This window comes from Nannocystis sp. (assembly GCF_016714285.1).
Lineage (GTDB): Bacteria > Myxococcota_A > Polyangia > Nannocystales > Nannocystaceae > Nannocystis.
This window is the reverse complement of the sequence record NZ_JADJNN010000042.1, coordinates 56,959-71,449: the sequence shown is the minus strand read 5'-3', so window position 1 is coordinate 71,449 and position 14,491 is coordinate 56,959. Positions and strand designations below refer to the sequence as shown.

The following is a 14,491-nucleotide window of genomic DNA, read 5'->3' as shown; positions in this document are numbered from 1 at the left end:
AAACGCCCGCAGCGGCTGCCCCTTCGGACATGTCCCAAACAAGCGCGACCGACGGCGAGCTGCGAGCCCGGGCCGCCGCCGCCCACGCGGCCGCCCTGGCCCACCTGCGCCAGGTCCAGCAGCCGCGCGGCGCCCTCGCGGGTGAGGTCGTGTGGAACCCGATGCTGGTGTGCCAGTACGTGATCGCCTGCGAGGTCCTGCAGCGCCCGATCAGCGCCGATCGCCGCCGCCACATCCGCCGCAGCCTCGAGCTGCAGGTGCGCCCAGACGGCGGCTGGGGCATGCACCCGGACAGCGCCTCGTGGCTGTTCCACACCACCCTCGCCTACGTGGCCCTGCGCCTGCTCGATACGCCCGCGGACGACCCGCTCGCGCAGGGGGCCCTGCGCTGGATCCGTGGCCACGGCGGCGTGGTCCCGATCCCGACCTGGGGCCGGATCTGGCTGGCCATGCTCGGCATGTACCCGTGGTCCGGCGTACAGCCGATCCTGCCCGAGATGTGGCTGCTCCCCGAGGCCACGCCGGTCCATCCGCGCCGCCTCTACAACCACATGCGGCTGATCTACCTCGGCCTCTCGTATGTCTACGGCGTGCGCCTGCAGGCCCGGCCCTCGCCGCGCCTCGAGCAGATCCAGGGCGAGCTCTACCCCGAGGGCTACGCGCGCGTGCCCTTCGCCCGCCACCGCGACGAGATCGCCGCCACCGACCTCCACGAGGCCCCCGGCGCCGGTCTGCGCGCCGCCTTCGCCGGCATGCGCACGCTCGAGAAGCTGACCCCGGGCCTGCTGCGCCGCCGCGCCCTCGAGCGCTGCCGCGAGCACATCCTGTTCGAGTTCCACAGCACCCGCTACGTGTGCCTGAGCCCCGTCAACGGCCTGCTCTTCACCCTCGCCCTGCACCACAGCGACCCCCGCCACCCCGAGCTCGAGCGGGCCCTGCACGGCCTCGAGTACTGGGTGTGGGAGGACGAGGCCGAGGGCATGCGCATCTGCGGGGCGCGCAGCGACATCTGGGACACCAGCTTCCTGCTCCAGGCGCTGGCCGAGGGCCCGCCGCTGCCGCTCGCCCGGACGATCGCCCGCGACGCCGCGACCTGGCTGGCCGGCGCGCAGCTCCGCGGCGACATCCCGGACGGCGCCCGCCACTACCGCGAGCCCGCCGACGGCGGCTGGGGCTTCGCCGACGAGCACCACCCCTGGCCCGTCAGCGACTGCACCGCCGAGGCCCTCGAGGCGCTGCTCGCGTGCGCCAAGGACCTGTCCGAAGGGCCAGGTCTCCCGCTCGCCCGCCAGCTCGCCGCGGTTCGCTTCATCCTCCGCCGCCAGAACCCCGACGGCGGCTTCGGCTCCTACGAGCCCCGCCGCGGCTCGCTGATCCTCCGCAGCTTCAACCCCGCCGAGATCTACGGCAACTGCATGCTCGAGTACTCGTACACCGAGTGCACCGCGAGCTGCGTGCGCGGCCTGGCCTACGCCCGCAGCCAGCTCGGCGGCGCGCTCGGCCCCGAGGTCGACGACGGCATCCGCCGCGGCGTCGAATTCCTGCTCGCCGCCCAGGCCAAGAACGGCGCCTGGGCCGGCTTCTGGGGCATCCACTACACCTACGGCACCTTCTTCACGATCCCCGCCCTGCTCGCCGCCGGCCTGTCGCCACACCACCCGGCGATCGTCCGCGCCCTGCAATGGCTGCTCGCCGCCCAGCGCCCCGACGGCGGCTGGGGCGAGAGCTTCGAGGGCGTGATCGAGGACCGCGAGGTCGGGCTGCCGCCGGACGAGCCAAGCGTCGCCACCCAGACCGCGTGGGCCCTGCTGGCCCTGCTCGCCACCCGACCGGCCGACGCCCGCAGCACCCGCGCGATCGACCGCGGCATCAGCTTCCTGCTCGCCCGCCAGGGCCCCGACGGCGCCTGGCCGGCCGAACGCGCCTGCGGGGTGTTCTTCAATACGGCGGTGCTCGACTATCGACTGTATCGCCAGGTGTTCCCGACCTGGGCCCTCGCGCGCTTCCTCGGCCGCGAGGCGTGAGCCCGCCGCGACCTCGACTCCCTCGGTCGGCTGTCGACCCGCGAGGAGTCAGCGATCACCCGCGAGGTAAGGCGCGCGAGCTGCTGCGATCGGCGGCGTCGGTACGCGCCGCCGACCACCGATCAACTCAGCCCATCGGGGCGAAGCTGTAGTCCACCGAGTAGTCGACGCACGAGTCGGCGGGCGCCTGGTCGAGGCGGACGTAGAAGTCGGCCGTCTCGTTCTGGCTGCCCATGCAGTTCCACATGAAGGCCATGTTGCCCATGCCGCAGCAGCCGGGGCGGCCGTCCGGCGAGTTGTCGTTCTGCGAGCCCTGCGGGCACATGAAAGCCGGGGTGCCCTGGTCGCACTCCGCGAACACGCACACGCGCACGGCGTCGCTGGCGACCAGGACCTCCGAGACGAAGGGGTTGTTGAAGCCGCAGGCCATGCTGTCGATGCCGCGGAAGCGGAACCAGTCGACGTCGACGTCGCCGTTGAGCACGCCCGTGAGGTTGGCGGGCTGGTCCATGCAGCCCTGGTCGCCGAGGTCGATCGCGTCGTTCTCCACCTCGTTGGGCTCGGGGCCCGGGTCCTCGCAGGTGCCCATGCCGCTGGTCGAGTCGGGGACCGTCGTCGAGTCCGGACCGGTGGTGTCGGGGACGGTCGTCGAGTCCGGGCCGGTCGTCGTCAGGTCGGGGCCGGTCGTCACCGGGTCGGTGGTGATGGTCGTGGCCATCGTCGCGCCGTTGCTGTCGGTGCCGCTGCTCTCGCACACGCAGGGCTCGAAGGACTTGCCGTCGGCGGCGCAGACCTGCGCGCCGGGGTCGCCGTTGGTGCAGGCGCACTGCGAGCTCTGGCCCGGCGTACAGCCCTGGCCGCTGGTGACCGAGCCCGCGCTCGGGTCGTTGGTGGTCGGCTCATCGCTGGTGGCGCCGGTCGTGCCGCCGCTCTCGGTCGCGCCAGCGGTGAGGTCGTCGGTCTTGCCGCAGGCGATCAGCAGGAGTCCAGAGAGCAAGCCATGAAGGATCGGATAGGGCGTTCGCATTGTCGCGACCTATCACAGCCCGCCGCGTTCCGCGAGCCTCGCGTGGCTGCCCTCCATCGGCCGACCTCTCGACCGATGTATCGGCAAGCGTTGGGGGTGCTAGCCGTCGGCGATGGTGCTCTCGTCGCTGGTCCGGTCGACCCGCACCCGCACGAGGTGCCGGGCGTAGGCCTCGAGCACCGGGAAGCGCAGGCCCTCCCACAGGAACACCGAGCCGGTCGTCGGGATCTGGCCCGCCAGATGCGTGAGGAGGTCGCCGACGCTGCCGACCCCCCTCGAGCTCCGGCAGGTCGACGCCCAGCTGCTCCTCGATGCTGCGCAGGCTCTCCTGGCCGTCGACCAGGTGGGCCCCGGAGCTAGAACGCGGACTGCTCGGCGAGGAACCACGCGAGCGCCGCGGTCCGGTTGCGCAGGCTGGCGAGGCTGCACCACTCGCGGACCTGATGGAAGTACTCGCCGTGCGGGCCGAGGCCGTCGATGCATGGCACGCCGAGCGCGACCAGCAGGTTGGCGTCCGAGCCCCCACCCTGCAGCTCGGCCTCGCCGATCTGCAGGCCGCTCGCGGCGGCGTAGGGCTCGTAGGCCGCGCGCAGGCGCTGCGACGCGGGGATCGGCTCCATCGGCGGGCGGGTCACGCCGCCGCTGACCTCGACGCGAACAGCCCGCAGACGATCGGGCACCTGCGCGAGGCCGGCGAAGGGATCGCGGGCCAGGTCCTGGATCGCGGCCGTCACCTGCTCCGCGTCGGCGACGGTCTCGAAGCGGGCGTCGACCTGGCACGAGGCCCGCTCGGGCACCGTGTTCTTGGCCGTGCCGCCCTCGATGGTGCCGACGTTCAGGGTGACGCCGCGGGGGTAGTCGGTCATCGCCTCGATCTTGCCGACCAGCAGCGCGAGCGCGTGGATCGCGTTGACGCCGGCCTGGTGATCGTTGCCGCTGTGGGCCGCCTTGCCGTGGACCGTGACCGTGAACACCCCGCCGCCCTTGCGCGCCGTGACGATGAGGTCGTGCTTGCGGCCCGACTCGAACACCAGGCCGGCGCTGATCCGCGGCGCGAGCTGATCGTAGAGCGCGTGGCTGCTCGGTGAGCCGACCTCCTCGTCGCTGACGATCACCGCGCGCACGCGCAGCGCCGCGAACGCGGCCGGGGCGGCGCATCGCAGGGCCCGCAGCGCGAACAGCATCGACGAGATGCCGGACTTCATGTCGAGCACGCCGGGGCCGCGGACGATGTCGCCGTCGCGGGCAAAGCTGAGGAAGCCGAGGCTGCGCGGGAACACGGTGTCGATGTGGCCGACCAGCGCGAGGCAGCGATCGTCCGCGCCGGTGGCCGGGGTGGCGTAGACGCGGTGGTCGGCGAACTTGCCCTGCGGGTCGCAATGCAGCGTGCGCGAGAGGCCTAGCTCGGCCGCCAGATCGTCGACGATCTGGGCCGCGGCCTCGACGTCGGCGCGCGCGTGGGTGTGGCTCGGCTGGTCGACCACGCGCCGCAGCCACGGCACCTGCGCGGCCTCGAAGTCATCGTCGACGGCGCGGCGCAGCGCCGCCCCCAGGTCCGCGTCGCGCGGGGTGGTGATCATGGCGCGGACGATAACGCAGGCCGGCTCACGCGTCGCGCTCGAGCAGCGGGATAGCGAACGCCGACGCGTGGCCAGCCCGCGGATGGCTCCGAGGCTCACGCGTCACGCTCGAGCAGCACGGTGCGGCCGCGGACGCGTGGCCAGCTCCTCGAAGGGTTCCGAGGCTCAGCCGTCGCGCTCGAGCAGCACCGTGCCGGCGGCTCCGGGCTCGTCGGCCTCGGCCTGCAGGACGCCCGCGCGGGCGCCGAGGATGTGCACGGCGCCGATCCCGAGAGCGATGTTGGCGAGCGCCTCCTCGACCTTGGGGATCATGCCGCCGACGATCGTGCCGTCGGCGATGGCGGCCCGCGCGGCGGCGGCGGACAGGCGAGGGATGCGGGTCGACGGGTCGTCCTTGTCGCGCAGCACACCCGGCACGCCGGTCATGAGGAACAGGTGGTCGACCTTCAGCGCCGCCGCGATCGCCGAGGCCACGGTGTCGGCGTTGATGTTGTAGACCTCGCCGCGGGCCAAGCCGAGGTCGATGCCGAGGCTGTTGACCACCGGCGTGTATCCGCCGGCCCACAGGTGCGTGAGCAGCTCGCTGCGGATCTCGACGATGTCGCCGACCAGCCCGAAGTCGACCGGCTCGGGGCCCGCGCCCGCGACGATCACCGGCGGCCGACGCCGGGCGCTCACGAGGCCGGCGCTCACGCCCGAGATGCCGACGGCGCGCAGGCCCGCGGCTCCACCGGCGGCGACCACGTCGACCGAGAGCTCGCCGGCCAGCACGCACTTCATCACCTGCAAGGTCGCGGCATCGGTCACGCGGCGGCCGGCGACCTTGTGTGGGACCAGGCCGAGGCGCTCCTGCAGCGCGTTGGCCTGCGGCCCGCCGCCGTGGCACAGCACGAAGCGCCAGCCCGCGGCGACCAGAGCGGCGACGTCGGCGAGGACGCCCGCGAGCGCGGCCGCGTCCGCGACCACCTCGCCGCCGAACTTGAGGACCGCGGTCCTGGCGATCACGGCCACAGCCCCGGGGCGGCGATGCCCTGGCTCTCGGGCAGGCCGAACATCAGGTTCATCGACTGCACGGCCTGACCGGCGCCGCCCTTGACGAGGTTGTCGAGCGCGGTGGTCACGACCAGCTGGCGGGCGCCGTCGTGGGCGGCGCCGAGGGTCCACGACAGGTCGACGTACATGCTGCCCTTCACCGCCACGACCTCGGCCTGGACCTTGCTGCCGAGCACGCGCACGAACGGCGCATCCTTGTAGAACTCGGCGAACAGCGGCGCCGGGTCGACCCCGACCGGCAGCGGCACGAAGCTGTTGGCCAGGATGCCGCGGACCAGCGGCGCCGAGACCGGCACGAAGGCCAGCGAGAAGTCGGCCCCGTCGGGGCTGGCCGCGCGCAGCGTCTGCTCGATCTCCGGGCGGTGCTGGTGGCTCAGGACCTTGTAGGTCTTGAGGTTGTTGGCCCGCAGCGGGTGGTGGGTGCCGATCGACGCGTAGGCGCCGGAGCCCGACGATCCCGTGATCGCCACCGTGTGCACCGCCCCGCGCAGGAGCCCGGCGCGGGCCAGGGGCAGCAGGCCGAGGGCGATCGTCGTGGCGAAGCAACCGGGCGAGGCGACCCGGGAGGCCGCGCGGATCGCCGGCCCGTTCTGCTCCGGCAGGCCGTAGACCCAGCGCCCGTCGAGGTGCCCGGGGTGCGGGTGCTCGTCGCCGTAGAAGGTCTTGTAGTCGGCGGCGCTGCGCAGGCGAAAGTCGCCGGACAGGTCGATGATGCGGGCTGGCACGTCCGCCAGGGTCTCGGCCAGGGTGGCGCTGACCTTGTGCGGCAGGGCCAGGAACACCACGTCGACGCCCGCGGCGGCCTCCTGCGGCTCCATCTTCTCGAACACGAGGCCCGTGCGGCCGAGGTTGCGGTGGACCGCCTCGAGCGGCTCACCGACGTGGTCGATGCTGATGACGCGGACGAGCTCGGCGCCCGGGTGTGTGAGCAACAGACGGACGAGCTCGGCGCCGCCGTAGCCGGTGCCGCCGATGACCGCCGCGCGCACGCGCGGCCGCGAGGATGTGGCCTGCATGGCCCGGGGTCCTACCACGACGGCGGGTGTCCCGGTCGGGCGGTGCCGGGCGGACGGCGGCGCGTCCGGGTGCGACACCGATGTCATGCCTCATGGCCGGCTCCAGGCGCCCAGGTCGGACATTTGCGTCATAGCGCTGGCGTGCCGAGTCTCGCCTGCCCCCTCTTGGCCTTGTAATTCCAACAACTTGCCATTTTGGCGCCGCCCCTGCAGAAGCGGTGACATCCAGCCTAAACACTGGACCCTACAAACCCAGACCTGGCTTGCCCTTCCTTAGACTCTCCTGGCTTGACTCCGCTTAGCTTCGTTACCTTGGCCTCTGACTTCGCCTGACTTGCCCTGCCTTAAACGCCTTAGCTTCGACTGACTTGGCCCTGTTTTACGCGTTCGTCGCTCATTCGCCTGCGCTTAGTCGCTTTCGCTTGGTCGGTGCCGTAGCAGCACTTTCACGCCCCCCGGGGCCGTGAGCAGAATTTACATCTGGGGGGGGACCCAGGGTGGCTCGGTCAGCCGTCCTGGGTTCTCGTTATTTAATCGGCTGAGTAACTGACTGCGATACGCGGTTCGCCGGCGCCGCAGTCGTCGGTCCGCGGGCGCTGTGGCACGGACCGGGGCGGGTCCGGCTGGGCGCCCGCGCAGGCTCGAGGAGCCGGAGGACCGACGGGGGTCCGGCCGTCGCAGGGCGGGTTCGCCTCATGACAACTTCGTTGTCATCGGCGCCCCTGGACTCCGTCCAGACCCCCGCGCCCCTCCGGCACGGGAAGCCTCCGCTCAAGGCGGTGCGGTCGGGCCCCCCCCGACTCCGGGACAACGTCGGCGACCGACGCCACGGACCTGTCCCTCGGGACATCGACCCGCACACCCACCACGCCGCGTTCAGGGCCGATGCGGGTCCGGCTCTCGGCGACGCCGACCGCACGGCCCTTCAGCGGAGGCTTCGCTTGCCGGAGGGCGGCAGGGGTTCCGGCTGAGTCCAGCGGGCCCGTGGAGCGCGAAGCGGTCCAAAGGGCACGCGCCCTGTCTGAAGCCGGAACCCCTGCCGTCCTCCGGCTTCTCGAGCATGCGCGCGCCCCTGCCGGACCCGCGTCGGTCCGTGCGACGTCGTCCGCGTACGTCCAGCGCCCTGCCGTCCTCCGGCTCCTCGAGCATGCGCGCGCCCCTGCCGGACCGGCGTCGGCCCGTGCGACGTCACCCGCGTAACAAGGGCGATCGAGCTACTCGATCACGCGGACCTTGCTGCTCGCGCTGTGCCCGAACAGCTCCGGCTGGTACATCGCCTCCGCGTGCACGGGCGGCAGCTGGAACTCGCCGATCGTGGTCGCCCGCGCCGTGTAGCTGTACGTGTACACGCCGGCCGGCAGGTGGTTGGCGAACAGCAGCATGCGGTCGTCACGCATCTCGGTGTGGCTGAAGCTCCACCACGGGCGCCACCACCACCAGCCGCCCTCGAGGCTGTCCCACGGCATGCCGCCGCCGTAGTCGACCGACTGGCTGGTCACCCCGCCCTGAACATCCTGCAGCGTCGTCGCGAAGCGCGAGTTCTGGCCCTCGAAGCCGGCCGGCAGCGGGTCGTCGACGACCACGAAGTTGGCGCGGTCCTTGGCCACGAGGGTGAGGTTGACGCGGACCAGCGCGCCGGCCTTGACCTCGTAGGTGCCGTCCTGGAGGCGCTTGACCGACGCCGGGTCGGGCTTGTCGCCGCCCTGCGCGAGCGGCTCGTAGCTGCGGTAGACGGTGAAGCCCTGCTCCTCCGCCTTCATCGCCAGGTCGGCCGGGGCGTAGCGCAGGCCGAGGCGGTAGTAGAGCATGCCGGGGCCGTCCTTCGCGAGCAGCACCTCCTTGGGTTGCTCCTTCATCAGGCGGGCCATCGGCACGTGCTGGTCGACGACCGCCATGCTGCGGCCCTTGAACGCCTGCTCGCCGGCGAAGGTGGTGTCGAGCCAGATGCGGGCGACGTAGTCGGGGACCTCCTTCTCGACGGTGGTGAAGTAGCGGCTGGCGGCGAGCAGGGCCCAGGCGTTGGCGTGAGTCGTGCCCCAGCGGCCGCCGCGTTGCGGGTCGCGGCTGTCCATGATGCCGGCCATGACCTTGGGCAGCAGCGGGTCGGCCTCGGCGATCTCCAGCATCGCCATCAGCGTGACGGCGTCGGTCTGCACGTCGGAGTGCATGAGCAGCTGCAGGCCGTCGGCCTCGGCCTCGCTCGTGCGCTCGGCGAAGTGGGCCGTGCGGGCGTTCTCGGTGACGCGGGCGCGGAAGTCCTTGAGCAGGGCCTCGCGTTCGCTCGCGCGGCCGTACTTGTGCGCCGCCGACATCAGCTGCGCGCGGGCGTAGAGCGGGACCTCATCGCGCTTGGCCCACACCCGGTCGAACAGCTCGCTGCCGCGGTCCTCGCGGCTCAGCAGCCACAGCGCGAAGGTCCGGCTGGTGTGGTCGTAGTAGCGGCCCCACGGGGTCGACTCGCCGTTGCGGACGAAGTTCTCGAGGTAGTTCATCGCCTTGTCGAGGACCGCTTGGTCGACCTTGAAGCCGGCCTTCTTGCCCTCTAACAGGGCGAAGGTCGCCCAGGTCGAGAGGTACGGCCAGCTGCGCTCGCGGGTGTCCCAGTAGCGGAAGCCCCCGTCGTAGTTCTGGCGCGAGGCGATGCGGGCGATGCCCTCGGTGGCGAGCACCTGCCGCTTCGCCAGGTCCTTGACGCTGGCGATCGGGAACTGCTCGAGCACCGCGCCGAGCACGAAGATCGGCAGCATGCGGCTGGCGACCTGCTCGGTGCACTCGTACTGGTAGGCGATGAGGTACTCGACCGCGTCCTCGAGGCCGTTGAGCGCGGTCGAGCTCATGCTGAGCTCGAGGCCGCCAAAGCCCGGCAGCATGCCCTCGGGCACCTTGAGCGCGCGCAGGACGCTGGTCGTGGTGGCGCCGTAGTCGGCGAAGGCCTGGCGGGTGGCCGGGTAGAGCACGGGCAGCGAGACCTCGGTCGCGTCGCGTCCGCCGTTGCTGAGCGCGGCGAACTGCAGGCGCATGGTGCCGACCTTGTCGGCGGCCATCGGGAAGCGGACCTCCTGCGACTGGCCGGCGGGGACCTCGATCGGCCTGGTGGTCTCGCCGGTGAGCTGCACGTTGGTGCCGCGGGTGCCGACGACGATCGCCTGCGGGACATCGGTCTGGTTGTCGATCATCACCGATGCCTGGAAGCTGTCGCCGAAGTTGGCGAAGCGCGGCAGCGAGGGGCGCAGCATGATCGGCTTGCGGACCTTGACCTGGACCTCGGCCGAGCCGAAGTGATCGGGCCGGTCGGGGTCGACGGCCACCGCCATCACGCGGAAGGTGGTCAGGTTCTCCGGCATCGGGATCTCGATGGTCGCCAGGCCGGTCTCGCCGACGACGACCTCGGGGTTGAAGTACGCCGTGGTCGCGAACTCGGCGCGCAGCGAGATCGGCTGGTTCATCGCCACGTTCGGGTCGAGCATCGCCGCCGGCGCCTCTTCGTCGGACTCCATGCGCCGCGACTTCTTGTCGGCCTTCGCCGGCTCGGGCATCGGCGCCGCCGGCATCGCCGTCGCGGTCTTGCTCTCCATCACCCCGGCGAGGCCGATCGTGCCCTCGCCCATGCCGCCGCCGCCGGCACCGGTGCCGCGCAGGCCGAGGCCGCCGAAGCCCGGGGCGTCGCCGTCGGCCGGGATGTCGTGGCCGTTCTTGTTGCGCCCCTCCTTCGCCTTGGGCCCGCGCAGGGTGTCCTCGTCGCTGCGCGCGAGCAGGTACTGGCGCAGGTCGAACATGCTGACGCCGGCCTGACGCGTGTGGTGGAAGAAGGCCAGCGGATCGGGGGTCTCGTAGGCCATCAGCGAGAGCACGCCCTCGTCGACGACCATCACCGCGACCGCGGCCTTCTGCCCGCTGCCGCCGGGGTCGCGGGCCTGGATCTCGAGCTTGAGGGTCTCCTTGGGGGCGATCTCGGCGCGCTCGGGGATCAGCTTGAGGTCGATCTTCTTGGCGGTGCTCGCCAGCTCGAGCGAGATGTTGCCGACGGCCACGGAGGGGCGGCCGAGGTCCTGATCGGGCGGGGCGCCGGGGACCTCGACGCGGCCGCGGACCAGCAGGACCGCGACCTCGACGTTGGGGATCATGGCCTCGGTCAGCGGGATCTCGAGCGTGCCGGCGCCGCCCTCGACGGTCAGCTCGCGGTACTCGACGATGCCCTCGCGCTCGATCACCGCGAGGCCGCGGGCCTTGTCGAACGGCGAGCGCAGCAGGATCGTGGCCTTCTCGCCGGGCTCGTAGGTCCGCTTGTCGGGCACGAGGTCGACGCGCTTCTGGTCCTGATCCCAGACCACCGCGTCCTTGCCATACACGTAGAGGTTGTGCCGCGTGAGCGCGCGGCGGCCCTTGGCGTCGCTGATCTCGGCGCGGGCGACGTAGCTGCCGGCCTTGCCGACGTCGATCTCGCAGCTCGCGGGCGCGACGTCCGAGGTCAGCTGGCAGCCGCCCGCGGGCACGTCGACGGTCTCGTACTTGTACGACCACCGGCCCTTGTCCTCGACGGCGGTGCGCTTGGTCTCGCTGCGCACCAGCTCGACCTTGATCGCGCGGCCGGGCACGCGCTTGCCGGTGACGTCGGCGACGATCGCCTCGACGCGGGCGCGCTCGCCCTCCTTGTACACGCTGCGGTCGCTGCGGACGCCGACGTACTCGTCGGCGGGGTGGACGACGAAGCTCTGGCGGCCGGCGATCGCCTGCCGGTTCTGGTCGGTGACCTGGGCCTCGAGCGTGTAGGTGCTCGCGGACGGCGGATCGGGCGGACCCTTGGGCGCGCTGGCGTCGATCGGCTCGGGCGCGGGCTTCTGACCCCACGCGCTCTCCTTGGCCTGCAGGACATGGTTGACCGCGAAGACGCCGCTGATGTCGGTGTCGCCGTCGCCTTGCTTGACCAGCAGATCGCCGAGGCCGCCGCCGATGCCGCCCCAGTCGCCGTCCCAGCCGCCGCGCTTGCCGAAGCCGAAGCCCCCGCCGCCGCGCCACCACCACGGCTGCGGCGTGGGGCCGAAGCTGAAGGGCTCGTTCTCCGAGCCGGGCGGGCGGAAGGCGGTGTCGCTGCGGCGCAGGGTGTAGCTGACCTTGGCCCCGACCATCGCGGCGCCGTGGAGGTAGCTCGCGCGGACCTCGGCCGCGAGCGTGTCGCCGTAGACCAGCGGGGTTTCGGCGGCGCGCTCGACCTTCACCGCGAACTCGGGGGCGCGGTAGGTCTCGACGGCGAAGCTGTGCCAGAAGCTGCGCTCGCTGCCGAAGAAGCCGCCCGGGTAGGTGATCTGGAAGTTGTGCTGGCCGAGGTCGGTGTCGGCTGGGAGCGGGAGGTCGACGCTGAAGGTGCCGAGCGGGCCGACCTTGAGCTTGCCGGTGAGCAGCTCGTGGCCGCGGGGGCCGGTGAGCTTGTAGTCGCACTCGATGTCGTTGCGGTAGGGCACCACGCCGCCGACGGGGCCGCGGGTCTCGATGCGAACGATGCCCGACAGGTGGACCGTCTCGCCGGGCTTGTAGGGCTGGCGGTCGGTGAAGAAGAAGGCGCGCGGCTCGTCGTCGCCGGCGCCGTTTTGCCAGTACGACCAGTTGCCGTCGACGGTGTTCTGCAGCGGGATGTAGGCCAGGTCGCCGGCGGTCTTGGCGACGATGAAGGGGGTCTCGCTGAAGCTGCCATGGGTCAGCTCGACCATGCCGCGGGCGTCGGTCCGGCCTGACCACAGCGGCGAGTCATACGCGGTGGTGTGCAGCGCGACGTCGACGTCGGGCAGCGGCGCGCCGGTCTCTAAGTCGGTGACGAGGACGACGCCGCTGTCGCTGTCGATCGCCGCGCTGACGCCGAGGCGGGTGACCTCGACGATGTTATTGAGCTGCTGGCGGTACTTCCAGCCGTCGTCGCCGATCCGGTTGCTGCGCGCGCCGAGCAGCAGCAGGTTGCCCGGCATGCTCGTCAGGTCGCGGGTCGCGAAGGGCAGCGTCATCGCCTCGGCGCGCGAGCCGGCGACGTCGAAGGTGCTCTCGCTGGCGCCCTGCAGCGGCTTCGGCCACTCGTCGTCGCCGACGTAGTCGCTCCGCTCGCTGAGCACGCGACGCAGATCGGCGGCGGTGATCGGGCGGGTGCGGACCTCGACCTGGGCCAGGCCGGAGGCCTTGATGTCGAGCACGCCGCGGTGCGAGGGCTCGAGCACGATCGGGTCGCGCGTGACCCCGTCGAGCACCAGCGAGGGATCGAGGGCGCGCAGGGTGAAGGTGCTGCGAAACGGCTTGGCGAGGGTCTGGCCGTGGACGTCGCGCACGCCGGCGTCGACCTCGACGGTGTAGGTCGCGAGGCCGCGGAACTTGCCGCTGAGGTAGATGCCGCCGCCGCCGGTGACCGCGAAGTCGGGCACCTCGGGGCTGATGCGGACGTGCTTGGCGAGATCGGGGTCGTCGACCACCGGGGTGCTCGCGCCGAGGGTGACGCCGCCGGCCGAGCAGTCCCAGGCGTAGCGCTCGCCGCAGTGCGGGGCCGAGAGCGTGAGCGGCGGGTAGGTGCGAAACTTGGTGGTGATCGGCTTGCTGGGGTTCGGGCCCTCGCCGTACACGCCAGCCGGGACCGTGAGGGTGTACTGGGTGTCGGCCTGCAGCTTGACCGCGGGCCGCAGCACCAGCGTCCGCTCGGCCCGGCCGGCCAGCGCCTGCGAGCGGTAGGGCTCGGGCAGCCCGGCAAACTCGGCGCTGCGGACCGCGTGCACGGCGACCTGAGCCCCGCCGCCGGCGAGCCGCACGGCGCCCTCGAGCTTGTCGATCTGGACGTCCTGGTTGAAGCGCACGACGACGATGCTGTCGAGCTCGGCGCTGTCCCACTCGCTCGGCTGGGCCTGCTCGAGCGCCAGCGCCGGGGTGGTGAACTGCCACTGCACGCGCTTGCCGAGCCGGGTGTCGAGCGTCGAGACCTCGCCGGCCTCGATCGTGGCGGTGTACGTGGTGGAGAAGGGCATGCGCCCCTCGGGTTCGAAGGCGATCATCTGCGTGCCGAGCCAGCGGAACTTGCCGGGCGGCTGGGGGCTGATCGCCAGCGGCGAGCGCTCGAGCTTGAGGTCGTCGATCGAGGCGAGTGGGACCATCGGCTGGTTGAACACTGCGCTGACGGTGCCGACCAGGCCCGGGGCCTTCTCGATCGGGGCGGTGCGCAGCACCTGCAGCGGGCCCTTGAGCGCGGGATCCTGGGTCTGCTTGCTCGGCGGAGCCGGCGGGGGGAACGGCAGCTCGACGCGCTCGGCCACGCTGGGCGGCGGCTTGGGGCCGGGCACCGGCTTCAATTCCGTGGTGATGTCGCCGGGCTCGGGCGTGATCGCTGGCACACCGGCCCACACGTCGAGGACGGGTCCGTCGGCGGCCGCGACCTTCTGCTCCGCCGGCTTGTCTGGGCCCGGCGTGGTCGACGTGCACGAGCACAGGACGGCGGTCAGGAGGCCGAGCGACGGCCGGGTCACGGACTGAAGGCGACGATGCATGCGAGCTCCGGTGGCCGGCGGCGTGGAGGCGCCAGCGCAGGCCCGATGCTGACACATGTCGCCCGCGCGGATCCACCCGAGTCACGGCGTGTCACGGCGTTTCGGGACCGGTGCAGTTGCAACAAGCGCGTGCCCGCTCGCCGCATGATCTCCTCTGGAACAGGAATGTTGATAGAGTCCACCCGCCCCGAGCGGCGCCATGACGCGACGCGACGCGGCGCTGCGCGGTGATAAGCGCGAACCCGCCCCACTTGCCCACCATCACGTGCGTGGGCGTGAATGC

At 72.0% G+C, this 14,491-nt stretch carries 6 protein-coding genes; 1 reads left to right on the top strand and 5 read right to left on the bottom strand.

Features of this window, described 5'->3' with window-relative positions; translation table 11 throughout:
- Window positions 1–29: 29 nt before the first annotated feature.
- Entirely contained in the window at window positions 30–2,024 is a 1,995-nt protein-coding gene (locus IPJ59_RS36640) for a prenyltransferase/squalene oxidase repeat-containing protein (protein WP_293275818.1), read from the top strand.
- A gap of 127 nt (window positions 2,025–2,151) precedes the next feature.
- Here the strand turns inward: IPJ59_RS36640 and IPJ59_RS36635 are convergent, their stop codons facing one another.
- From IPJ59_RS36635 to IPJ59_RS36610, 5 genes are all read right to left on the bottom strand, one after another.
- Entirely contained in the window at window positions 2,152–3,051 is a 900-nt protein-coding gene (locus IPJ59_RS36635) for a hypothetical protein (RefSeq protein WP_293275817.1), read from the bottom strand.
- A 356-nt stretch (window positions 3,052–3,407) separates the two neighbouring features.
- Window positions 3,408–4,631: a M20/M25/M40 family metallo-hydrolase gene (locus IPJ59_RS36625; RefSeq protein ID WP_293275815.1), complete on the bottom strand. Its 1,224-nt coding sequence runs from the start codon at window positions 4,629–4,631 to the stop codon at window positions 3,408–3,410.
- Window positions 4,632–4,796: 165 nt separating this feature from the next.
- Window positions 4,797–5,636, bottom strand: coding sequence for an acetylglutamate kinase (gene argB, locus IPJ59_RS36620; RefSeq protein ID WP_293257593.1), 840 nt, complete (start codon window positions 5,634–5,636; stop codon window positions 4,797–4,799).
- Window positions 5,633–6,700: an N-acetyl-gamma-glutamyl-phosphate reductase gene (gene argC, locus IPJ59_RS36615; protein WP_293275814.1), complete on the bottom strand. Its 1,068-nt coding sequence runs from the start codon at window positions 6,698–6,700 to the stop codon at window positions 5,633–5,635. Before argC ends, argB begins: the two co-directional genes overlap by 4 nt.
- A 1,214-nt stretch (window positions 6,701–7,914) precedes the next feature.
- A complete protein-coding gene (locus IPJ59_RS36610; RefSeq protein ID WP_293275813.1) occupies window positions 7,915–14,208 on the bottom strand; it encodes an Ig-like domain-containing alpha-2-macroglobulin family protein in 6,294 nt (2,097 codons plus the stop codon).
- Window positions 14,209–14,491 lie beyond the last annotated feature (283 nt).

Excerpts from the sequence above, each read along its gene's own strand:
- IPJ59_RS36640 (WP_293275818.1), top strand. The coding sequence starts at position 30 with ATGTCCCAAACAAGCGCGACCGACGGCGAGCTGCGAGCCCGGGCCGCC.
- argC (WP_293275814.1), bottom strand. The coding sequence starts at position 6,700 with ATGCAGGCCACATCCTCGCGGCCGCGCGTGCGCGCGGCGGTCATCGGC.
- IPJ59_RS36610 (WP_293275813.1), bottom strand. The coding sequence starts at position 14,208 with ATGCATCGTCGCCTTCAGTCCGTGACCCGGCCGTCGCTCGGCCTCCTG.
- IPJ59_RS36625 (WP_293275815.1), bottom strand. The coding sequence starts at position 4,631 with ATGATCACCACCCCGCGCGACGCGGACCTGGGGGCGGCGCTGCGCCGC.
- IPJ59_RS36635 (WP_293275817.1), bottom strand. The coding sequence starts at position 3,051 with ATGCGAACGCCCTATCCGATCCTTCATGGCTTGCTCTCTGGACTCCTG.